Consider the following 21,980-nt stretch of genomic DNA (forward strand, 5'->3'; position numbering starts at 1 on the left):
GTCATGCACTCGCACCGACTGATTATCTCATCAAAATCTGGGGCGTGCCCGCCACGACGATAGCAAGAGCGTCGAGCTCGAGCTTCTCGTGGCGCACGCTGTCGATGAGCTTTTCGAGCAGCTCGAGCTCGTAGGCAGCTTCGTTCGCGCGCTGCTCGTCGTCGCTGGCCGCCTCGGCCTTCAAGACCTCCATCTCGGCGGCGAGGTCGTCGCCCAACTCGGCGGCCGCTCCATCGACCAGCCCGGCGCGGTCTTCCTTCAACTTCTCCAAGGCCAGCTCGACGGCTTCGTTGAGAAGCTTTCGGAAGCGGGCGATGTCTTCGATGGCCTGGATGAAGATCTCGTATTCGATCTTCTGGTCGGCCTCGGGGCCTTGGTAGCTCTCCTCGATCTTCTGGATCAGATCCCAATCTTCGACGATGCGCGGGTCTCTGCGGCCTTTGAGGTCGATCTCGACGGGTACCGAGATCGACTCGGGCCACAAATGCCGATAGGCGCGGTTGATGAGTCCCGGCGGCATGTCGTGCGCTCCCCAGGCTTCAGGGTCGAGCTGAGCGAGCGCGACTACGTTGAGATAGGCTTTGCCTCGGTTCTGGGGACCCAGACGGCGCGCGAACACGGTGGTGCGACCATCGGTAGGGGCGAGCGCGTCTTCGATAAGCGCGTCGATAAACCGGTGGCCCGGGGCGAAGAACTCGAGGTTTTCACTTCGAAGCGCCCGCTTGCGACTGAACGTGCCCGACATCATCTCGACTTGCTCTTGAGGCATCAAAAAGTCGACATCCTCGGGGCTGGTGTCGAAGCCGGTAAGGCCGCGACGCACGTTCTTCCAGTGCCACTTGAAATCGTAGATACCCGGCCCCGCCGAATGATCTTGGATGCCGAGCATGCGCGCCCAGTGGCGGATGGGCAGCGAGTCGGCGACCCCGTCGACAAAATCGAGCAAGTCGGCGAACTCGGCGTCGGCCTCCAAACGCTCATCGGAGGCGTCCAGCGCCGCCTGATAAGCGGTCGTGTCGACCTCGGCGAGGGAGTCGAGTTTCTCTTTAGTCCGTGCGACTAGCCCGCCGACGGCCTCTTGGCCGGCGCAGGCCGCCATCCAAATGTCACGGTCGATGTCGGCAACGGTGTACTCTCGGTCGTACGACGTCGCCGCGTACACCCCGAGCACCTCGTCATATAGCTCGTGCAGAGCTTGCTCGACGCCGGTGGGCCCGACGAGCACCACCGAGCGCACCGGGGTCTCGCGATTGCGGTGGATCTGGTCGACCCACGAGATGCGTCGCTCGACGCGGGTGGCCGACCACGGCTGCTCGACGTGCACGATGACCGAAGCGTTCGACAGGTCGCGCCCAGCCGCGCCAGTCTCGTCACACACCAGCACACGACACGTCGCATCGCGGCGGAACCGCTCGACGGCGTCGTTTTGCTCGGGCGCAGGCTGGCGTGCGTGAACCACCTCGACAGCGTCCATTTCGAAGCGGCTCTCCAAAAAGAACGACAGGTCCTGGGCCGATTGCTCGGAGGTGCAGGCCACCAAGACCTTGCGCGGCGGCTCGCCGTCGTCCTCCTCATCGTCTTCGGCTTCGTTCTCCTCGGCCAAAAACGCCTCGATCCACCCGGCTGCGGCCTCGAAGCGCGCGCAGGCCATCTCGGATTCGGCGTGCCACTGGCCAACCAGGCTCATCGCCTCGGCGATCCACTCGCCTTCGCCGTCCATTTCGCTGGCGCCGGCCACGATCATATCCCACAGCATCTCTTCTTCGCGCGGCCCGGCGTCGATGCCGAGTAGGTCGAAGGGAAGCAGTTCCTGGTGGGCGTTGCCCGCCGTCGTCTCGATGGATTCGAGGCGCTCGTCGAGCATCGCGAAGAGCCGGTCGGGAGCGCCTGCCGCCGCGGCGTAGTAGAGCCCCCGGAGGGCGAGCTGCAAGGGATTGCCCAGGCTCTCCGGTGGCAGCGCTTGCAGATGTTCGGCGATGGCGCGCTCGCTCTCGTCGGGCTCGTAGCGAAGCACCTCGTGCTCGCGCTCGTTCCACGTGACATCGTACTGCTCGAGTCGCTCGCGGCTGCTTCGGACCACGCGGCGCTCCAAGTGGTCGCCGTCGAGTCCGTCGAGCCGGGCTTGGACCGCCGCTGTATCGGTCGCGTCGTAGACGCCCGGACGAAGCAGCGCCAGCATCGGCGCCAGGCTGGCAGCATCGGGCGTCTCGGGAAGCGCGCCGAGCATCAAAACGTGCTCACTCTCCAGCGACACGGCCGACAGACAGTCATAGGCCGGGTCATTGTGGCGAAGGCGGTGCACGTCATCGAAGACCACCATGTCCCATCCCGCCCCCAAGATCAGCTCGGAGCACGCCTGGGGAAACTGCTGCAGACAACCCATCGAGACGATTAGACGCTGGTTGTGGCTCACCGCGGCCCAGCGCTCCTGGGGATTGGCCTCCAGGTGGCTGGCGTCGACACGCACGAACGAGCGGTTTCCGAACCGCTGCTCCAGGTCGGTCTGCCAGCGATGGGTGCGCCGCCCCGGGGCGATGACCAGCACGCGCAGGTGCGGATCGGAGGCATACATGCGCTGGATGACCATCCCCGCCTCGTACAGGCGAGCCTGAGCATCCTCGTCTGCGAGCAGGTAGCGCCGCTTGGTATCCCACAGCACGTTTCGCACCGCGTGCACTTCGTGCAACTGCGGCACGATGCGCGCGCCGATCATCGTCGGAAGTCCCTCCGAGTCCTCGTACCAGCGCGAGATCGTGCGGTGCATGTCCCAGCGCGAGAAGAATCGGAAGGGCCCGCGCCAGTGCAGCGCGCCGAAATGGTCGCGCGGATCGCTCGAGGCGGGCTCGCGGGGGGTAATCTGCGACTCGAAGATGGTGTCTTCGTCACCGTCGATGTCGACCATATAGACGCACAACTCGCGCGGCGAGTCGGGCCAGTCGACGTCGGTGATCTCGCCTTCGAGCACTTTGTCGCCGCGTTGGACCTTGACCAGCGTACCCGGCATCAGCGGCTGGCGCACGATATCGGCGTGCTGCAGGCGTACCTCGCGCACTTCATCGGAGTTTTCGAAGACAACCTTGGCGGCCCCTCCCTCGAGTTCCGCGATCACGCGGCCAGAGCCGAGTTCAGGGACTTCACGGTTACGAATAAGCGCGCCGGCGGGGATTACGGTCATGGCAGGAAAGTTCTTTGGTTAAGGATATTTGGTGGCTTGATCATTGGCACCGAGGCCGTCAAATCAACACGCAATGGCAACAACTCGTCGAAATTTCAAGGGCGATTTGAGCGGACAAGCTACGATTTGGGGGTCGGTCCTTTGAACGCGGTGGGTGGATTGGGCGCTATTTGGGCAGACAAACTACAATTTGAGGGTCGATCCTTCAGACGTGGTCGATAACACGCCCCCCAAATTGTAGTTTGTCTGCTTCAATAGCTCATCGATCCGCCGTCGGCTGCTGACTCTGCAACGCATCCAGCGTTGCATCCCACCCTTTTTTGACTTTCTGAGTCCCTTGCTCGCCTGCGTGAGGACCGATGATCCAGATCTGCTCTTTGGGCACACCTGCGCCGATATAGGCGCTGATATCGGTCGTGGCGTTGCCGTGGGCGACGTCGACCGACAGGCCCGCGGCCTGCAGCAACCGAAGCTCGGCCAGCTTGAACTCGCCGACGGCCGAATCGGAGGGCCACGAATCGCTGTGGGTCGTCGTCAACCGCAGCACCCCGTCGGCCATGCCCTCGTCGACAAGCCAATTGCGGCTGTGCTGGGCGAGCCAGTAGGGACGACCGGTAAGGTAGACGAGCAGATAACCGCGCTGAGCGTAGTACTTGCTGATTTCCTTTCCGCCGGGATAAGCCTCGGGCACGTAATCGCCGACGTCGACAATGTCGTCGGTGACCTCGGCGAAGATCTCTTCGTCCCCTGTGGTCAGCGTCCCGTCGATGTCGAAAATGGCTACTTTGGTCCCTTTGGGCACCACCCAGAGCTTGGACGTCGCATAGGTGCCGTCGGCGACTTGCTGGAAGAGGACGCGGTAGACCCCGGGTTCGAGCGCCCCAGTATAGTCGAGTTGCATCCAGCCGTCGTCGTCGGTGAGCGCCTCGCCGAGCTTTTGCCAACCGTCGCAGGTCTGGAGGAGCACCCGGACCTTCTCGTCTTCCATATCCTTGGAGACGTCGCCATAGGTGAACTTGGCCTGCAATTCGACCCCTGAGTTGGTCACGGTCACAGCATCGCGGGCAAAATGCCACGGCTCTCCAACGTCGGCGATGAGCTCGCTGCGTGAGTGGCGCCAATCGGCCTCAGGCAACTTGGGAAACCCGTCTGGATAACTACACGCGCTGTGGTCCTCCAAATCGAGTTCCTGCGCGCTCACACTCGCGCTCCACAACCACGTGAGAGCGACCACCGACAAGAACAGTGCTCGGGTGCGTCGTTTTTTCATCATCATTCGTTGTCCAGTAAGGCAGCATTCGTTATACGAGCCGTGTTACTAAGCAAGCTGACGGCTAATTCAGCAAAACGCAAGGAGCGCAAAGTGGGAACGAAAAACGTCGAAATCTGGCACTATCCGCGCTGCAGCAAGTCGCGAAAAACCCTCGCCCTCCTCGAAGAGCGCGGCATCGAGCCCGAGGTTCGCAAGTATCGCCAAGATCCGCCCGACGCCGACACTCTGGGCGACGTGCTCGACAAACTGGGCATGAGCCCGCGCGAGTTGATGCGCAAAAAGGAGGACGAGTACAAGGAACTGGGCCTGGACGACGAGAGCCTCAGCCGCGACGAGCTCATCGAGGCGATGGTCGACAACCCCATCCTCATCGAGCGCCCGGTGGTCATCGCCGGCGACAAGGCCGCGCTGGGACGACCGCCCGAGAACGTCTTGTCGCTCTTCGAGGAGGCCTGATTCGCTCAGGCGGCGCGTCGCCGGCTCGACTGTGTCTGGCGCACGGATTCGAGCCGGTTCGCACACGCACGCGTCGCTAATCGGTGGAGCAAGCGCACCCGCCAATGCTGGCCGGCGGGGTCGAACCAGCGCAACACGGCCTGTGCCCGCACCGTGCCGAGCAGACCGAGAATCACCAGAGCGCGCTCCTTGCTCGACGTGCGGACGCTCGCATCGACTAAGGTCTTGGCGAGTCGCTCCGGACAAGCGCCGCTGACCTGGTCGGCGCATCGATCGACCAGCCACTCGAAGCGTTCGAGCGCCGCACGCGTTGGTTCCATCTGTCGATTTGTTTCGCAAAGGGAGGTCGCCATCAGTCTCTCCGTCGAACGAGTTAAGGCCAAACCCCTCATATAGGTTTTCGGCAGAGAGACCGATTTCGTTGCGTGCCGATCGCCAGGATCGACCCGCGGCGGCCAGCAGGCGGCGAATTAAGGTTGCTGGTTCTGTTTGCGCTGCTGCTGGCGTAAGCGCTTCTGCAGCTTCTTTCGCAACGCCTCGCTGCCCTTGATCGCGGGCTGCATGTCGTCGCTCTTCTCGACGTTCACCTCGATATTCTCCGGCTTGCGCTCGATGGTTGCGTCGGCTTCGAGCTTGGCGATCAATTTCTTCATGGCCCCGCGATACTGCTTGCGCTCGAGTTGCTGGCGAATCTGGGACTTCGCCTCCTCGAGAGGAGTGCGACCTGCAGGTTTGACGTCTTCGACCATGATGACGTGAAAGCCAAATTGAGTCCGCACTGGTTGCGAGATCTCGCCGGGATTGAGCGAGAACGCTGCTTTCGAAAACTCGGGGACCATGCGCTGTCGCGGGAAGTAGCCGAGATCGCCTCCCCGGCTGGCGGACGGTCCCTCGGAGTGCTTCTTGGCGAGTTCGCCGAAATCGGCGTTGGGCCTCTTGGCCTTCTGCACGAGGTCGGCGGCTCGCTGTCGGGCCTCGGTCTCCTCGGCGGCCGTGGCTCCCTTGGCGACTTTGACGAGAATGTGGCGTGCCCGCACCTGCTCGTCCTTCTCGAAGCGCTCGAGATTCGAGTCGTAGTAGTCCTCGATATCCTGTTCGGTGACCTCGAGCTTGTACTCCCTTTTCAAGAGCTTTCGGAGCCGAAGATCTTTGGCCAAGTTCTGGCGCATCTCCTCTTCGCTCAGACCGTTGCGGTCGAGAAAGGTCTCGAACGCTTGGCGACTGGGAAAGCGCTCGACGAATTCGGCAAACTCGTCTTCGACCTCGCGGTCGCTGACCTCGAGATTCTTTTCGGCCGCGAGGCGCTGATCGACCAGCCTCTGCTCGATCAGGCGGTCGAGCACGCGCTTTTTGAGCATGTTCGCCATGCTCGGCGGCATCTGCCCGCCCATTGCCCGGGTCCGGTTCTCGATCTGGGCGTTGTACCTTTCGGCAGAAATCTCCTCGCCATCGATCATGGCGACCGGTCCGGTCGCGTGAATCACCGGCTTGTCGGCTTTGTCAGCGGCTGACTTTGCATCTGCGCCCTCACCGGCCTGGTCGGCCTCCCGCTCCGCCTCGGAGGTAGCCGCGTCGTCCGGCTCGGTCAGCGGAGCGCGCTCGGTGGGCGCGTCCGCCGCTCCATCGGCCGACGAAGAGGAGGCACAGCCTGCGAGGATCAACGCAGCGGTGGTAGCGAGAGCAATGCGGCGGGGCAATTTCATCGGGTTCCCAATCTGTGTGGTCATCTTCCAGCGCTTCAATATGCGATAAACGTAGCATATCGAATGCTCCGATGCAGGCGCGGGGAAGCCTCCCAGCGCTCCTGCCGGCGGACTCGACGCTCGTGTGGTTCGTCGATATCATTTCCCCCATGAGAGAGCCCTCCACAGCCGTCGTCCACTTTTACCGCGCTGCCCTCGCCCACGCCGACGTATGGCGCCAGCGCCTCGACACGACCACAAACTGGGCCGTGGTGACCAACGCGGCGATCATCTCGTTCGTGCTCAGCTCGGCGAGCACGCCGCATTTCATCTTGCTCCTCCTGGTGCTCCTCGACCTGTTCTTTTTGCTCATGGAGTCGCGGCGCTACCAAATCTACGACATCTGGCACAACCGCATTCGGCTGATGCACCAGTACGTGTTCGCCGAAGCCCTCTCCGGAGAGGCTCGGTGGGACGAAGAGAGAGTGGCCGAAAAACTCGGCGAACTCGCCGACGATCTCGGCCACACGGTGCCGCGTATCAGCCTGTTCGACGCCATCGGCTTCCGCATCCGGCGAAACTACTTCTACGTGCTGCTGGTCACCCTCGGTGCCTGGTTTCTCAAGCTGGATATCCACCCGTCACGGCCGACGAGCACCGCCGAGTTTATCGGGCGGGCTGAATTCGGCCCGCTGGGAGGCACGGCAGTGATGACGGGGGCCATCGCCCTGCTGGTCTTTGCGCTCATCTTGGCCGTCCGCGCCCCCTCCGACCGGCTGATCAACTGGACCCAACAGCCCTCCCCGTTCCGACGCCTCGTTCCCACCGGCTGGCTGTACCGGCCGCCGACGGCCGAGGAGATTGAAAAGCACCCGGAGAACGACGAGGAGAAGGACTAAGGGCCGCGCTTGTATTCGTCCTACCATCCGCTAAAATCGCGCCAGAAAAGCCTTAACTGAGCGAGGATACGATGATTGGCTCGAACGGGAGCACACGTTGGAGACGCGCGCTTTGTGCGCTGTTGGTGATGGGTCTGGCCGCGGCGGCGGGCTGCTCGGAGGACGAAACCGCCACCGGTGGCACCGCTGACGCCACGTTGGAGGCCCCCGACGCCGACGACACGCCTCCGCAAGACACTGCGGCGCCTGAAGATACGAGCGGAGAAGAAGACACTGGCGAGGCGCCCGACACCGGCGAGCAAGACACAGCGCCCGATGTCGAGGAGGACACCAGCCCTCCGCCACCTCAGGTCACCCGCTTTATCGTCATGGGCGACACAGGCGAGGGTAACCCCGAGCAACTTCGCGTCGCCCAGGGCGCGCAAGCGCGCTGCGACCGCGCCGGCGGCTGCGACGGCTTCTTGATGCTGGGCGACAACATCTACGACACCGGCCCCGAGAGCGCGACCGACCCGCAATTCACCACCAAAGTCGACGAACCCTATCGTGGCCTCAAGCTCGGCCCGCCCCCCGCCGACGGTGAGCCAGACAACCGCGAGCGCATGCCGATCTACGTGTCGCTCGGCAACCACGACCTGGGCGGCGCGGGGCTCAACCGCGACCTCATCCAGCACTACATCGACTACGCGGCGCAAAACGACTGGTTCTACTTTCCGTCGGCCTGGTGGGAGAAGAAAGTCGGTAACGTGCACCTGATGGCCCTCGAGACCAACTCGCTGGCCTACCTGGGCACCAAGTACGACGACCACGGCCAAATGGTCGAAGGCGTGCTTTCGAGCACCGACGCACGCTGGACGATCGCGTTCGGCCACCACCCGTACCGCTCCGACGGCCAGCACGGAAACGCCGGCTCCTACGAAGGGATCCCGGGCGACCTGACGATCAACGGCGGCGAGTTCCGCAAGTGGATCGACGAATTCGTCTGCAACCGCGTCGACTTCTACCTGTCGGGCCACGATCACAACCGCCAGTGGTTCAACAGCGTGCCCGATATCCCGACCTGGCCGTTCTGGGAGGACGACACCCGCCCGTGCAACAGTTGGTTTGCGGTCAGCGGCGCCGGCGCCAAGCTGCGCGGCATGAAAGACCGCGACAATGACCTCGCCTTTGGCGAAGCCACGCTCGGCTTTTTGTTCATGGAGTTCCACGAGAACAAGGTCGTCGCCGAATATTGCGACGCGGACGGCAACACCGAGTGGACGCGGACGCTGACGGGGCACTGATGCAGGCACGTACAGTGACAGACTTTTTGAAACGTACTCGCCCTGCGCGAGGTGGAGGCCCGATGAGTAGGTTCTTGATTCTTGGTTCTTGGTTCTTGGGAGTTGCTGTCGCCGGCAGCCAATTCGGTTGTGTCGATTCGGCGCCCGAGCCTGGTGAGGCGGCTTCTGAGACGCAGTCCGCCAAGTTGGGAGTTGCTGAAGTGACGCGTGCCGAGTCGGGTGCGACGGCCGACGAGTCGGGCTTCGACTTCGAGTGGTTGCGCCAGAAGTCCGAGTCGGAGCGGCCGCTCGAGCATATCGACGACTGCGAGAAGGGCTCGGCCCGGGCGTGCTACGAGCTCGGCGACATGCTCCACGGCGGGGACGACATCGTGCGCGACAACGACCTGTCGGTCGCCCTCATCGACCACGCCTGCCAAGAGGGCTACATGCGCGCCTGCTACGATATGGGCGTGCGCTTTTATCTGGGCGCCGAGGTCGACCAAGACCTGCACGCCTCGCGCGCCTATTTCCAACACGGCTGCGAACAAGGCACGGCCACGGCGTGCCACATGCTCGGACGCATCGCCCGTGAGGGCGTCGGTGTCGAGGTCGACCTCGAGCTGGCCCAGCGTTACGCCCAGCGCGCGTGCGAACTCGGCTACCGCCCCGACTGCCACGCCACATGGCCCACTCAAGCACAGGTCGGCGAGCACGAGGCGACGTTGCCGGCCGACGCCACCGACGAGGTCGCCGGGCACGCACGCGTTTGCGACAGCGGCCTGATGAGCGGCTGTGGAGCGCTGGCGCGGGCTTACGAATTTGGTGTGGGGGTCTCGCCCGATTGGAATCGAGCGTTCGCGCTTTACGAGAGCGCGTGCGACTGGGGCAGGCTGGATGCCTGCGAAGTCTTCCGGGAAGGCAAAGAGTAGATAGGAGCAAGGGGCTCCTCCCCGCGGCCTTAGCCGGGGGGAGGTGCCTCGCGCAAACCGCCGCAGGCGGTGGCGCGCGAGGCGGAGGGGCCCCTCAACAACCCATACCCATCAAATAGCCATCAAGTCGGCTCTTCACCCTTGGCCGCCTGCTTCATCCCGGGAAGCTCCGGCTTCTGGATATAATCCTTCGGAATCTCACCGGTCAGCGACTTCAGGAAGGCGACGATGTCGTCGACCTGCTCGTCGGTCAGCTCCATGCCGCGCTGGTGCGTGGCCATCAGCTTGACCGCTTCCTCGAGCGTCTCGACCGACCCGTCGTGGAAGTACGGCGCGGTCTTCTCGACGTTGCGAAGAATCGGGACCTTGAACATCATCTTGTCCGACTCCTCTTTGGTCACCTTGAAGCGGCCCAGGTCCGACTTGTCGGGCCACTCTTTGATGAGTCCGAGCTTCTGATACATCGTGCCACCGACCTGGTCGCCCATGTGGCAGCTGGTGCAGCCCACCTCGACAAAGGTGTTCAGCCCGCGAATCTCCTGCTCGTTGAGCGCCTTGTCGTCGCCCTCGACGAATTTATCGAAGCGGCTCGGCGTGACCAACTTGCGCTCGAAGGCGCCGATGGCTTTGCCGATATTCGTCAGGGTGACCGGCTCTTCCTCTTCGGGGAACGCCTTCTCGAACAGATCGGCATACCCCTCGATCTTTTTGACCTTCGCGGCAACTTCCTTGCCGTCGGTCATCGCCATTTCGACTGGGTTGACCACCGGTCCGGTGGCCTGCTCTTCGACGTCGGCGGCGCGCCCGTCCCAGAACTGCGCGACCTGGTTGGCCGCGTTGTAGACCGTGGGCGAGTTGCGATCACCCGTCTGCTTTTTGTGGCCCTCGGAGACCGGCTTGTTGTCGACACCAAAGTTGTCGAGCGCGTGACACGAGTTGCACGAGACGTCGTCGGCTTTCGACAGACGCGTGTCGTAGTAGAGCTTGCGGCCCAGGTCGACCTTGGCCGTGGTGATGGGATTGTCTTTGCTCTCGAACTGCTCGGGCAGCGCGCCCAAGGCCTCGGCGTTCTTCTTCGCCTGGGCGAGCGGGTCGAGCTTTTCTTGCTTCTCTTCTTGCTTGTCAGCAGCCGCCTCTTTGGGCTCGGACGTCTCTTGTTTGTCCTTGCAGGCCGGCAGCGCCAACAGTCCAGCGATCACAAGTGCGTACAACTTGCGCTTCATGGTTCCCCGTCTTGTTCTGGAAAAATGTACTTCATACGATTCATCGCTCGGTTGCCGAAACGGGCCCGGTCGCTCGGCATCGAGAAATCCAACAGCAATTTAGCATAGTTCTAAATGCTCAGTCATCCCTCGATTGACACGACCGGCGTCAACAGACCCCACTTACCGGCAACTCCACCTTCCACCCCCGCCCTCCAGACAGCTTCACGCGCCGATCTCGGGTTGGCATGCAACTTGTAGTGTTACTGGGCCAGTTACACTGTATAATGCCTTTTACGATAAAATCTGACCCGTGATGGAAAGAGATCCCATGAAAGCCCCGACGATGCTCTCTCGTCTGAAGACGAGTCCGTTTGTGGTGGTTGTGCTGCTCTGCTCGTTCGTGTTGGTGCTGAGCGCCTGCGGAGAAGACGCCGGCACCGACGACTTGCTCGCTCAGGGCGGACAGGTCGACGAGAATGGCAAGCCGGTGCTCGGCGGAAGCGGTTGGAGCGAGCCGGCGGGCAAAGACGACGCCGTCCAAGGCCGCCGCGGCCTGCCGGTGTCGGTCGACTCGGCCGACACGGCCGTCTGGGAGGTGCGAAACGCCTGGGACGACACCGACACCGCCGAAGCGCGCGAGGCCGGCATCGCCTGGGGCGAAAATAGCGGGCTGACCTGGGAGGAGAAGTACCGCGCCTGGATCGACTCGATGGAGCGCATCGACGCCGAGAGCTACGGCGACACCTTCATGCTGACGACGCCGTGGGGCAAAGAGCTGCCCGCGCCGTCGCTCGAATGCGCCGAGGTCGCCATGTTCATGCGCGTGGCCTTCGCCAGTTGGTATGGGCTTCCCTACTTCATCGAGGGCTACGATCGCCACGGCCGCCGACTCTACTTCGGCCACTTCGGCATCCGCACCAAGGACGGACGCTGGAGCAATATGCCCAGCTTCAAGACCCGCTATGCCGACTACACCGACCAGGCTGACGCGTTCGTCAACGGCGAGGTCGAGTGGCCGCGCGACGAAAAACTCGCCGGGCTGACCATCCCGGGCTCGTTCGACGACGAGCAGAAGATGCTCGAGCCGAACGAAGACGGCGAATATCCCCACGCCGGCGCCTACTTCGACGAGGTCTTCTTGAACAAGCGCGTGGGCTATTTCATGCGCCTTCACCTGGTCTACTTCGGCTCGGTCAACCTGGCCGACTCGGCCAACACCTTCAACCTGACCGCCGACGCGGTGCTGCCCGGTGACGTGCTGCTCGAGCGCTGGCAGAAGACCGGCATCGGCCACACGCTCATCGTCATGCGCAGCCGCGACCTGGGAACCAAGGAGGTCGACGGCGAAGAGGTCCCGCAGCTCGAAGCCGAGCTTGCCAGCGGCTCGATGCCGCGCCGCCAGCCCAAGTGGGACAGCGCGGCGGCGAGCAAGCGCTACTTCACCATGGAAGAGACCGGCGGCTGGGGCTACGCCGACCTCGGCGGCGGCATCAAGCGCTGGCGCCAGGCCAAGAATATCGACGGCCGATGGACGAACGTCGTGCCCGAGGACTCGATGGACGCGTTCATCAACAGTAACGACCACGAGACCATCGCCGAGCGCCCCGAGCGCTTCGAGCAAATCCTGACCGAGCTGTCCGGTGAAGAGAAGATGCAGGTGATTTTGGGCGTCATCGAGGACAAGCGCGCCCACCTGCGCAACTACCCCGCGAGCTGCGCGGCGCGCATCGGCCGTGAGGACGCCTTCAAAGACCTGTACGAAGTGGCCGCCGAGCTCGACATGACCCGGACCGAGGTCGACGCCAAGTACCGCGAGTTCGAAGACTACGTGTTCGCCGAGCTCGTCTACGACAAGTCGAAGACCTGCTGCTGGAACTCGTCGACCTCCCAGATGTACGAGCTGGCCATCGAGTACAACCTCAACCGCGTCGAAGATCCCGAAACGGGCATGTGCCGCGACGTGGCCGTCTTCAAAGCCCGCGACGACGGCGGCGACGGCTTCGAGCTGTTCCGCGAGTACGCCGCCTCGGTCGGCCAGGGCGACGCCTGGGTCGACTGGAGCGCCGACGAGTCATGCCCGCAGGCGGGCGTGAGCGCCGACACCGAGGCGGAGCATGGGTGGGCGCCAATTTGTGAAGTTTATGAGGATGTGTCGGCGCGTTTGTGAGGCGTAGCAGTGCGGGGCCCCCCATCCGCCTCGCGCTAAACCGCGCGCGAGGCACCTTCCCCCAGGGGAAGGGATTACCCTGCGAAAAGCTACTCCTGTGGTTCTAGCTTAGGCAGCCCTTCCCCGGGGGGGAAGGTGCCCGTAGCGAAGCGAAGGGCGGATGGGGGGCGCCGCAAACCCAAACGTCCCTACTCGGCGTAGACCAACTCGTTGGTCCAGTAGTCACTCGCCACGACCGTGCGCTCGATCAGCCCGTAATCGTACATCCAAGTCTGTAGGTCCGCGTAGTACTCGCGGCTCATCGAGAAATCGAACGTAAAGCACGGCACCGTCGCCTTCCAGATCGCCGACATGAGCGCGTCTTCGGGGTCGGTCTCGGTGCGGCGGAAGTAGATCTCGCGCGCCTCGTCGGGGTGCTGGTGCAGGAAGTCGAGGCCGCGCTGCATGATCTCCAGGAAGTCGCGCAGGGCGTCTTCTTTCTCGGCGAGCACCTCGGGGGAGGTGATCAGGATGAGCTGGCAGAAGTCGGGCACGCCCCAGTCTTTGAGCGCGAAGAAGTCGGCCTCGGCGCCGCGGTGGCGGGCCTCGACGACCTCGAAGTTGTAGAAGGCGAGCGTGGCGACGTCGGCCTTGTCTTCGAGCAAGGCGTCAGTGTGGAAAAAGCCGTTGTTGACCGGCTCGAAGTCGTTGGGCTCATAGTCGCCGCCGTCGGCCGCGATCATGGTGCCCACGATCGCAGGGCCGCCAGGCCCGGGCGCGCCCGGATACTGGATGCGCTTCCCGGCCATGTCGCGCGGGCGCTCGATGCCGCTGTCTTTGAGGTAGAGCACGCCGCCGTTGGTGTGCAAGAAACGAGCGATGCCAACGACAGGCTTGCCGTTGGCAACGTCTTCGACCAGATGCAGCGGCTCGGTCACCGCCAGGTCCATCTCGCCCTTCTCGATCTCCTCGACGGCGTCGAGGTGCTCTTCGGGCTCGATGAGCTCGATTTCGAGGCCGGCTTCATCGAACCAGCCCTTGTCTTCGGCGACCAGAAAGGGGACGTGATCGGGGTTGAGAAACCACTCCAATCCGAGACGAAGCTTTTGCTTTGGCATGGGGAACCTCCGTGAGATGACGTTGTTTAGATGATGGTTACAACGGCTAGTTTCATCCCACAGGAGCCCCCATCACGCAACAGGTGCGCCGGCCTCAGCTCTGAGGCGCGCACTCGCCGTTCTTGCAGGTGTTGATGCCCACGAGGCGATACAGCGGGCAGAAGCCCACGGCACCGGTCGCCAGCGGAATGATGCCGAGCAGGCCCCAGGCCGTCTGCGGGCCGACGAAGACCAGGCTGAGCAGCACGACGCCGAGGACGACGCGTGCGATGCGATCGATGCTACCTTCGTTGGTCAGTTTCTTGAGAGCCGTCATGGGAGCCTCCTTCGAGCAAGCATTGGCTTGCGGTTTGAAAAAAGATCAATCTGTCGGGATAGGTACATTGCGAGGTTCGTGCCAACGCCATAAAAAACCGGATCATACGCCCGAATGCGCCCGTGAAGGGGTCCACGCCGGGATCGTGAGTGCAAATTTTGCGCTCAAGGGGGATGCCTGCAAAATTTTCTTCGGGTCGTCCGGGGCAATTTCTTTCACAAACCTCGTGCGCACCGATATGATCGCGCCGACCCTGCATGACGACGCATTAGGAGCAGTACGCCATCGAAGTTTCGTGTCCCGGTTGTGAAAAGCGCTTTCGGCTCCGGCCGGCCCAAGGGCAAGATCTGCCTGACGAGGTCCCCTGCCCGCGCTGCCACCACCCCATCGACGTGCCCAAAGAATCGCACGGATGGGTCAAGACCGAGATCTCGACGATCTTCGAGCATCCCGACGCGCCTCGCCGCCCCGAAGACCGCCCACGACCGCAACCCGAAGCCGAACAGCCGCGGCGCGTATTTCGTGACGTGACCCGCGTGGGACGGCCCACCGTCGGGCTGGGCGGTGACGAGGCCGACCCGATCGACGAGGCTGACGAGGCTGACGAGGCGAGCTCGGCGAAGGTCGCGGAGCCCCCGAAAGAAGAAAAACCGTCGACGAGTACGCTCCTCCAGCGACTGCGTGAGCTCGAGCCGGGACGACTGAGGGCGCCGAAAGCGGAGCCCGACGAGGCTGAGTCCGACGAGGCTGAGGAGCGCGAGGCGCACGAAGATGCGCTTACGGAGGCGATCGAGCAGGACCTGCTGTCGATCGCCGACGAAGTGGCGAGTGTGGTGACGGAGACGGGGACGGTCACGGAGACGGAGACGGGGCCGGAGCCGGTCACGGTCACGGAGACGGAGACCGGGAGCCGGGCGCCGGACACCGGGAGCCGGCCGCCGGACACCGGGAGCCGGCCGCCGGACACCGGGAGCCGGGCGCCGGACACCGGGAGCCGGCCGCCGGACACCGGGAGCCGGACGCCGGACACCGGAAACCGGGCGCCGGACACCGGGAGCCGGGCGCCGGACGCCGTTTCTTTTACAGGGGCGGATCGCGAGGGCCCCTGGCCCATACGCGTCGAAGAGGTCGTGTATGATCCGGTCGACGAGGACGCGCTCGCCACGCTCCTGAAGTCGGGTGTGTGGCTGGCCGTCATCGAGTTGCGAACGCAAAGCGGCCATTGGATTCCGCTCGAGCAGCATCCGGCATATCCAGATGTGCGTGAGCGCCTGCTTCGCCAAACGCAACAGATTGTCGAGAAGGTCGCCACCGGCGAGTGGTCTCGAGACAGCGTCCGCGCGAGCAGTCCGCCTCCCCAGGTGCCTGCGCCCGCTCCGACTCCGACTCCTGCGCCGCCCGAAAAGCAGACGATTTCGCCGCAGCCCCAACCTCGGCCGACCTGGCCGACGTGGGTTTACGGTACGCTTTCGATTCTCGGCGGCGTCGCCCTGGCTGTCGTCTCGCTGGCGATCGTCATCCCGATGGTCCACAAGCCGGCGCCGACAAAGCCCCAACCCGCCGCCAAGCTCGAGGGGCCGCGGCCGGTGCTGACCGTACCGCCACCGTCGGAGCCCACCGACGAGGACTGGCGCAAGGCCATCGCCAAGGCGCGCGGGCTGGTCGCGAAGGCGCGGCGCGCCGACACGTTTGCCGACGCGCTCGTCGCCGCCGAGCGGCCCACGATGGCCCGCCAGGTGGTGCTCGAGGCGATGATCGAAGACGGCGTGACGCCCTACTACAAGCGCGCGTTCAACGCTGCGATCGCCGCCGACGAGACGCTCCATCCCGACACGACCCACATCGGCATGGACGTCAAGGTCGACGCCATCTACGCGCTCGGCGGCGGACGCTCCATCTCCCTGCGAATGACCCGCGGCGGCAAAAACGCCTTTGCGTTCAAGCCCGCCCAACACGAATGGGGCAACGGCTGGCGCGGCGAGGTCGCCTCGTATCTGTTCTGCGAGATCGTCCCGTGCGGGTTCGAGGTGCCTCGAAACCGCGCCGCGCGCATCAGCAAGCCGCGCTTCCAGGGGTTGTACGGGCGGGTAAACGGCAACTGGCAGTCCAAATACGCCCAGCGCTTCGAAGCGCTGCACTGGACCGAGGAGAAAGGCCCCGACGGCGTCGTGCGCCCGTACCTGTACGGCACGCTCAAAGATTGGGTCCCCCACTTTGTGGACTGGCCGATCGAGTACACGCAGGTGTGGGAGGACTGGCTCGACGTGCGCTTCCACCCGGCGAACCTCGACGAGCCGTACGCCGAGGCGATCGCTCCGCTCGAGCGCCTCGGCGGCGGCAAATTCCATAAGGACGCCCTCGCCGAGCAAGGCGACGCCAAGTTGCGCGACGTCGCCCGACAGCTCTCCTCAATTTTGGTCTTCGATTACCTGACCCAGAACTGGGACCGGTTTAGCACGAGTTCGAAATACTACGGCGTGAACAATCAATTCGCCGACGGCCGGTTCATCTCCCTAGACAACGGCGCGGCGTTTTACGACGAGCCGATGCCCGACGTCGGCCCCCGCTTCGAGAAGACGAGCCGGTTCAGCCGCTCGATGATCGTGGCGGTGCGCGCGCTGGAACCCGAGGCGGTCGACGCGGTGTTGTTCCCCAACGCCGACCGGATCGACAAGCGCCGCCTCGAGCTGTTCTGGAAGCAGCGAGACAAGCTTCTCGCCCGTGTGGATAAGCTTGTGGAAAAGTACGGCGAGGAGCGTGTCTACGAGTTCGAGTAGACGCTTCGGTGCGAATGCATTCCTGCTCTCGCTAACGAGGGCAAGATGCCCCCGCACCGATTCTCGAGGGCAAGATGCCCCCGCACCGATTCTCGAGGGCAAGATGCCCCCGCACCGATTCTCGAGGGCAAGATGCCCCCGCACCGATTCTCGAGGGCAAGATGCCCCCGCACCGATTCTCGAGGGCAAGATGCCCCCGCACCGATTCTCGAGGGCAAGATGCCCCCGCACCGGTTTTCGAGGGCAAGATGCCCCCGCACCGAACTCTTACTCGACCACGTCGAAGTCGTGCACGTCTTTGCCCGCCTCTTTCGACATGATGTCGAGCGCAGCCGCCGCGCCGTCGCCGGCCGAGATGATCGCCTGGATCTTCTGGCTGCGCGCCGCCCAACCGACCGCGTAGGCATCGTCGACGTTGGTGCGACCGTTCTGGTCGACCTTGGCGACGCCGCCGTCGCGCTCCATGCCGGCCTGATCGATCAAACCTTTGTTGCTCACCGCGATGATCAGGTAGTCGCCCTCGTGCTCGGCGCCGTCGTCGGTGCTCACCTTGAACCCGCCGTCGGTCTTCTCGATGCTGGCGACCTTCGTCTCGTGCAGATTCGCCCCGAAGCCTGCCACCTGCTCACGCGCGACCTCCTGGAACTTGCTGCCCGTCATCTCGGGAATCCCCAGATAATTGTAGAGCATCGCCTTGTGCATCGGCGTATCATCGGTGCCGAATACGTCGACGTCGATGTCGTTTTTCGCCAAGAACAAGGCGGCGCTCAGTCCACCGGGGCCATCTCCAACAACCAGTACTTTGCTCATCGTAAACCTCGTGAGTGTGCGTGAATATTATGTGCAGTTGACGCATTGTTCCGGGTGATGGAACGTGGCCCTGTCTAACGTGGCGTGGCCGCGACTTCAAGATCGAGCCCCCAAGACCCTAAACCCTAAACCCCCAAACCCTAAACCCCCAACAAACCCCTACACCCTAAACCCCCAACAAACCCATGTCCTGGCATCCGCACCCGACCGAAATCCGCGCCCTCGAAGACGAGGGTATCCTGCGCATCAAGTTTAGCGACGACGAGGAGTTCGACTACGACACCGTCATCCTGCGCGGCTACTGCCCCTGCGCCGTCTGCCAGGGCCACGGCAGCCGCCCGCTCAAGTGGAACCCACCCAAACGCAAGTCGCAGATCGTCGTCGATGATATCGGCCAGGTGGGCAACTACGCGATGTGCATCGCGTGGGAAGATGGGCACAACACGGGGGTGTACTCGTGGGAATTCTTGCGTGAGATCGTCGAGAAGCCGGAGCAGATCTTCGAGGAGTGGCCGGTGGAGTTTGAAGGTTTGGATTCTTGACGCGCCCCAATTGACCCAGCGGAGGTTCCCCCCAAGGCCAGCCTTGGGGCTGCACCGGCGAGAGCTCCGCAGGGGGCAAGCCCCCGCTCCGCGTCACGAAATCAACGGCCCCTGTGCAGGCTCCTCCCGATTGACATGCTCGAACGCCGCCCTGCCCGACGAGCGCAAGATGCGGTCGAGGCCCCGTGACGGGTCCTGAATCCGCACCGTCAGGTCCGACAATTTGCTGTTGTAGCACCACAGGTGGGAGCCGTCAGTGTCGGTATACTCGACGAGCGCGACATTGTTGGGTGAGCGCGCCTCGCCGCTCAGGACGACGTCGCCTTTGCGCGCCGAGAAGACCCAGTGGTCTTGGCCGTACTCGCTGTTGTTGAGCAGCATGCCCATCGGGGTGCGAAAGCTGTATTGGCGCCCGTCGACCCAGATGACGAAGGCGCTGAGCTTCGGCGAGACTCGGTCGCCGAGCAGCGCGCGCACCGACAATCCCTCGAAGGCGGCGTCGGGGTTGTCGTCGAAGCAGTTGCAGTGACTCCACGCCCAGTTATAGCCCATGATGCGCTTTCCCTGGATGTGGCCGACCATGCCGGGCACGCCGTCGACGTCGATTTGCTCGTCGCCCACCTCGATGGTGCCCGAGACGCGTAGGTCGAGCAGGCAGTCGTCGTAGGTGCTCTTGGCGAGCCCGATCTTTTCGAGCACGTGGGGCATGTAGCTGAAGTGCCGACCGCTGTCCGTCCACCGCAGCTTCCACGAGACCTCCCCTGCCCGGCCGATGGCCTGGCCGTCGTCGAGGTGCAGCTCGTCGGAGAGGTGAAAGCCTCGGTGGGGACCATCGAGCGCCGCGAGCTGCTCGAGCGGATAGTTGTCCTTGCCGCCCACACAATCCTCGCCGTCGAAGTAAATCGCCCAGGTCGACGCCTCCTGCTTTTTGCCGTCGAGCGTGGTGTAGCGAAACCACAGCGCGCGTCCCGGCGCGATGTCGACCTTGCCATACCAAACTTCGTAGTGCGGACCTGTGCCATCGTAGCGTCGTGCAAATCCGGGGGTCATCTGCCTTGCTCCATCCGACGATTTATGGTTTAACACTGCCTATAGTTAGTAATCACTAACATAGCCGACACGGGATGACCAATGACTGAACGATTGAACTTGGTAACTGGCGCCACTGGATTTACCGGCTCGTATGTCGTGCGTGACCTGGTCGCGAAGGGCCAGAAGGTCATCGCGACCGACCTGCCCAAGGCGTTCGAGGACGAGGCCCACCTGGAGGCGCTTCGCACCTACGGCGTCGACTTCGACCATCCCAACGTCGAGGTCATCCCGGCGAACCTGCTCGACAAAGAGACGCTCGCGCCGCTGTTCGATCACGACATCACGCACATTTTCCACGTCGCCTCACTGTACGACTACAGCGCCTCTTTGGAAATCCTGCGCAAGATCAACGTCGACGGCACCCGCAACTTCTTGGATTTTGCCCTCGAGCTCGACAACCTCGAGCGGTTCATCCACTGGAGCACCTGCGGGGTGTTCGGCAAGCCCTACACCGCCGCCGACGGCCACAAGGTCAACGTGCCGTTCGACGAGAACTCCCCGTCGCCCAAGACGATGCCCTACGGCGCCAAAGAGCCCGACAACACCCACTTGGTCAACGACTACTCGATCTCGAAGTGGGAGCAGGAGCAGATGGTCTGGAAGGAGCATCGCGACAACGGCCTGCCGGTGACGGTGGTGCGCCCTGCCCCGATCTACGGGCCGGGCAGCGACTACGGCCACGGCGGCATCATCCTGGCGATCGCCCAGGGCTGGGTGCCCGGTATCCCTGCGGATGCCAAGAACTACATCACCACTTCGGTCCACGTCGAAGATATAGCCGGGTTCGCGGTCTACGCCGCCGAGCACGACGACACGATCGGTGAGGACTACAACGTGGTCGACAACAGCATCATCAGCTACCACGAGTTCTTGCACTATATCGCGCTGTTGACGGGCCGCTCGCTCAAAGACATCCCGCTGCTCAAGCTCAAGAGCCTGCACCCGATCCTCGAAAAACTCGCCTACGGTTGGACCTGGCTCGAGCGCGCCTTCAGCGTGCCGCGCATCCGAGTCTTCGAGATCCAGTCGGCGACCTACATCAGCTCGAGCTACTGGCTGAGCAACCGAAAGAGCATCGAGGCGGGCTACGAGTACAAGTACCCGGACGTACGTGAGGGGTTGAAGGACACGGTGGCGTGGTTCCGCGAGATGGGTTGGCTGACCGACCCGAAGCGAACGTTGGTGGTCAGCCCGGGTGGGTCGAAGGCGAATAAGATTAGTGCGTAGGTGGAAGGTTGTTGAGGCCCCCCATCCGCCCTTCGCTTCGCTACGGGCACCTTCCCCCAGGGGAAGGGCTTTCCTTGCTACAACCAGATAAGTAGCTTTCCGCAGGGTAATCCCTTCCCCTGGGGGAAGGTGCCGAGCGCGTCGTACAGCGCGAGGCGGATGGGGGGCCTCACCAACCCACACGTCCCACTATTCCCGCCCCCGATGCCCCTTCATCAACTTCGTCACCCCGAACTTCTCCAACATCGTGTCGAGCACGCCCGTGGGCAGCGTGGCGCGCAGCAGCGGCGTAAGCTTGACCATGAACGGCTCGCGCACGTACAGCTCGTCGTTTTCGACCGCCTCGATGACCTTGTCGGCCACGAAATCGGGGTCGAGGATCGGCGACAAGATCGGCTCCTGGGCGCCGTCGAACATGCCCGTGTTGACCAAGCTCGGACAGATGATGCTGATGCCGATGTGGCTGATGCCCTGATCGCGGAACTCCTGGCGAATCGCCTCCGACAAGCCGATGACGAACCACTTGCTGGCGCAGTAGACCGCCTGGTCGGGCACGCCCAGCATGCCGGCGGCGCTGGCCATATTGACGATATGGCAGTCGCGACCGGCTTTGAGGTCGCCCATGAACTCTTTGGTCATCCAGTGCACCGCGTCGACGTTGACGCGCAGCATCAGGTCGTCGAGCTCGGGGGCGATATCTTCGTAGTGGCCGCCGGCGACCACCCCGGCGTTGTTGACCAGAATGTCGATGCGCCCCAGCCGGTCGAGCACCTCTTCACGAAGTGCCACGATGTGCTTGCGCTCGGCGAGGTCGCAGACGAACGGCTCGACGTCGAGCCCCTTGGCCCGCAACTGCTCGGCGGCCTCCTCGAGCGCCGGCTCGTTGATGTCGACCATGGCCACCCGGGCTCCGTGCTGGGCGAACTTCTCGGCCATGAGCAGGCCCATTCCCATCGCCGCGCCGGTCACCAACGTACGTTTGTTTCGGATGTCGGTCATAGTGTCTCCGCTATGTTGCTATCGAACTCCGCTAACGCCGGATAAGTTAGTAAACATTTACTTACTTGA

Annotated in this window: 19 protein-coding genes; 9 read left to right on the forward strand and 10 right to left on the reverse strand. The window is 63.4% G+C overall.

All coding sequences use genetic code 11. From position 1 onward, the window contains the following. Nucleotides 1–22: 22 nt before the first annotated feature. Both FIV42_RS06090 and FIV42_RS06095 read right to left on the reverse strand, forming a co-directional pair. Nucleotides 23–3,175 carry a helicase-related protein gene (locus FIV42_RS06090; RefSeq protein ID WP_141196813.1) on the reverse strand — a complete coding sequence of 1,051 codons (3,153 nt, stop codon included), beginning with the start codon at nt 3,173–3,175 and terminating at the stop codon, nt 23–25. Between the two features lie 259 nt (nt 3,176–3,434). Next, entirely contained in the window at nt 3,435–4,445 is a 1,011-nt protein-coding gene (locus FIV42_RS06095) for an LNS2 domain-containing protein (protein ID WP_141196814.1), read from the reverse strand. A gap of 93 nt (nt 4,446–4,538) precedes the next feature. Between FIV42_RS06095 and arsC the strand changes: the two genes are divergently transcribed. Continuing rightward, on the forward strand, nt 4,539–4,904 hold the full coding sequence (arsC, locus tag FIV42_RS06100; RefSeq protein ID WP_141196815.1) for an arsenate reductase (glutaredoxin): 366 nt from the start codon (nt 4,539–4,541) through the stop codon (nt 4,902–4,904). A 5-nt stretch (nt 4,905–4,909) separates the two neighbouring features. Here arsC and FIV42_RS06105 read toward each other — a convergent pair whose 3' ends face one another. Together FIV42_RS06105 and FIV42_RS31390 are read right to left on the reverse strand one after the other, a co-directional pair. Next, nucleotides 4,910–5,224: a hypothetical protein gene (locus FIV42_RS06105; RefSeq protein WP_141196816.1), complete on the reverse strand. Its 315-nt coding sequence runs from the start codon at nt 5,222–5,224 to the stop codon at nt 4,910–4,912. Between the two features lie 150 nt (nt 5,225–5,374). Then, nucleotides 5,375–6,631 carry a peptidylprolyl isomerase gene (locus FIV42_RS31390; protein ID WP_141196817.1) on the reverse strand — a complete coding sequence of 419 codons (1,257 nt, stop codon included), beginning with the start codon at nt 6,629–6,631 and terminating at the stop codon, nt 5,375–5,377. A gap of 125 nt (nt 6,632–6,756) precedes the next feature. Here FIV42_RS31390 and FIV42_RS06115 point away from each other — a divergent pair, with 125 nt between their 5' ends. The 3 genes from FIV42_RS06115 (at nt 6,757) to FIV42_RS06125 (ending at nt 9,679) form a co-directional block, all read left to right on the forward strand. Further along, the gene (locus FIV42_RS06115) at nt 6,757–7,485 is read left to right on the forward strand and encodes a DUF2270 domain-containing protein (protein WP_168210455.1); all 729 of its coding nucleotides are present in this window, start codon (nt 6,757–6,759) and stop codon (nt 7,483–7,485) included. A gap of 71 nt (nt 7,486–7,556) precedes the next feature. Next, the gene (locus FIV42_RS06120; RefSeq protein ID WP_141196819.1) at nt 7,557–8,768 is read left to right on the forward strand and encodes a metallophosphoesterase; all 1,212 of its coding nucleotides are present in this window, start codon (nt 7,557–7,559) and stop codon (nt 8,766–8,768) included. Between the two features lie 62 nt (nt 8,769–8,830). Further along, nucleotides 8,831–9,679 (forward strand): tetratricopeptide repeat protein, encoded by an 849-nt coding sequence (locus FIV42_RS06125; RefSeq protein ID WP_168210456.1) that lies wholly within the window; start codon nt 8,831–8,833, stop codon nt 9,677–9,679. A 122-nt stretch (nt 9,680–9,801) separates the two neighbouring features. On the opposite strand, the gene FIV42_RS06130 is transcribed toward FIV42_RS06125, so the two are convergent. After that, nucleotides 9,802–10,902, reverse strand: a complete 1,101-nt coding sequence (locus tag FIV42_RS06130) for a cytochrome-c peroxidase (protein WP_141196821.1) — start codon at nt 10,900–10,902, stop codon at nt 9,802–9,804. 310 nt (nt 10,903–11,212) lie between these two features. Between FIV42_RS06130 and FIV42_RS06135 the strand changes: the two genes are divergently transcribed. Then, the gene (locus FIV42_RS06135) at nt 11,213–13,051 is read left to right on the forward strand and encodes a hypothetical protein (protein ID WP_141196822.1); all 1,839 of its coding nucleotides are present in this window, start codon (nt 11,213–11,215) and stop codon (nt 13,049–13,051) included. Between the two features lie 188 nt (nt 13,052–13,239). On the opposite strand, the gene FIV42_RS06140 is transcribed toward FIV42_RS06135, so the two are convergent. Next, a complete protein-coding gene (locus tag FIV42_RS06140; protein WP_141196823.1) occupies nt 13,240–14,148 on the reverse strand; it encodes an ABC transporter substrate-binding protein in 909 nt (302 codons plus the stop codon). A 94-nt stretch (nt 14,149–14,242) separates the two neighbouring features. Then, complete coding sequence (locus FIV42_RS06145) at nt 14,243–14,464, reverse strand: YgaP family membrane protein (RefSeq protein WP_141196824.1); 222 nt, start codon at nt 14,462–14,464, stop codon at nt 14,243–14,245. On the opposite strand from FIV42_RS06145, the gene FIV42_RS06150 reads away from it, so the two are divergent. Together FIV42_RS06150 and FIV42_RS31090 are read left to right on the forward strand one after the other, a co-directional pair. After that, nucleotides 14,463–14,774 (forward strand): hypothetical protein, encoded by a 312-nt coding sequence (locus FIV42_RS06150; RefSeq protein WP_141196825.1) that lies wholly within the window; start codon nt 14,463–14,465, stop codon nt 14,772–14,774. The two genes, FIV42_RS06145 and FIV42_RS06150, sit on opposite strands and share 2 nt — an antisense overlap. Before the next feature lie 82 nt (nt 14,775–14,856). Then, complete coding sequence (locus tag FIV42_RS31090) at nt 14,857–17,241, forward strand: hypothetical protein (protein WP_168210457.1); 2,385 nt, start codon at nt 14,857–14,859, stop codon at nt 17,239–17,241. A 267-nt stretch (nt 17,242–17,508) separates the two neighbouring features. Here FIV42_RS31090 and FIV42_RS06160 read toward each other — a convergent pair whose 3' ends face one another. After that, complete coding sequence (locus FIV42_RS06160) at nt 17,509–18,051, reverse strand: FAD-dependent oxidoreductase (RefSeq protein WP_141196826.1); 543 nt, start codon at nt 18,049–18,051, stop codon at nt 17,509–17,511. Between the two features lie 185 nt (nt 18,052–18,236). Between FIV42_RS06160 and FIV42_RS06165 the strand changes: the two genes are divergently transcribed. Beyond that, the gene (locus tag FIV42_RS06165; RefSeq protein WP_141196827.1) at nt 18,237–18,593 is read left to right on the forward strand and encodes a gamma-butyrobetaine hydroxylase-like domain-containing protein; all 357 of its coding nucleotides are present in this window, start codon (nt 18,237–18,239) and stop codon (nt 18,591–18,593) included. 93 nt (nt 18,594–18,686) lie between these two features. On the opposite strand, the gene FIV42_RS06170 is transcribed toward FIV42_RS06165, so the two are convergent. Continuing rightward, the gene (locus FIV42_RS06170; RefSeq protein WP_141196828.1) at nt 18,687–19,643 is read right to left on the reverse strand and encodes a hypothetical protein; all 957 of its coding nucleotides are present in this window, start codon (nt 19,641–19,643) and stop codon (nt 18,687–18,689) included. 81 nt (nt 19,644–19,724) lie between these two features. Between FIV42_RS06170 and FIV42_RS06175 the strand changes: the two genes are divergently transcribed. Next, nucleotides 19,725–20,912 carry an NAD-dependent epimerase/dehydratase family protein gene (locus FIV42_RS06175; protein ID WP_141196829.1) on the forward strand — a complete coding sequence of 396 codons (1,188 nt, stop codon included), beginning with the start codon at nt 19,725–19,727 and terminating at the stop codon, nt 20,910–20,912. 189 nt (nt 20,913–21,101) lie between these two features. On the opposite strand, the gene FIV42_RS06180 is transcribed toward FIV42_RS06175, so the two are convergent. Further along, the gene (locus tag FIV42_RS06180; protein ID WP_141196830.1) at nt 21,102–21,911 is read right to left on the reverse strand and encodes an SDR family NAD(P)-dependent oxidoreductase; all 810 of its coding nucleotides are present in this window, start codon (nt 21,909–21,911) and stop codon (nt 21,102–21,104) included. Nucleotides 21,912–21,980 lie beyond the last annotated feature (69 nt).

The sequence above is a fragment of the Persicimonas caeni genome, from assembly GCF_006517175.1.
Classification (GTDB): Bacteria; Myxococcota_A; Bradymonadia; order Bradymonadales; family Bradymonadaceae; genus Persicimonas; species Persicimonas caeni.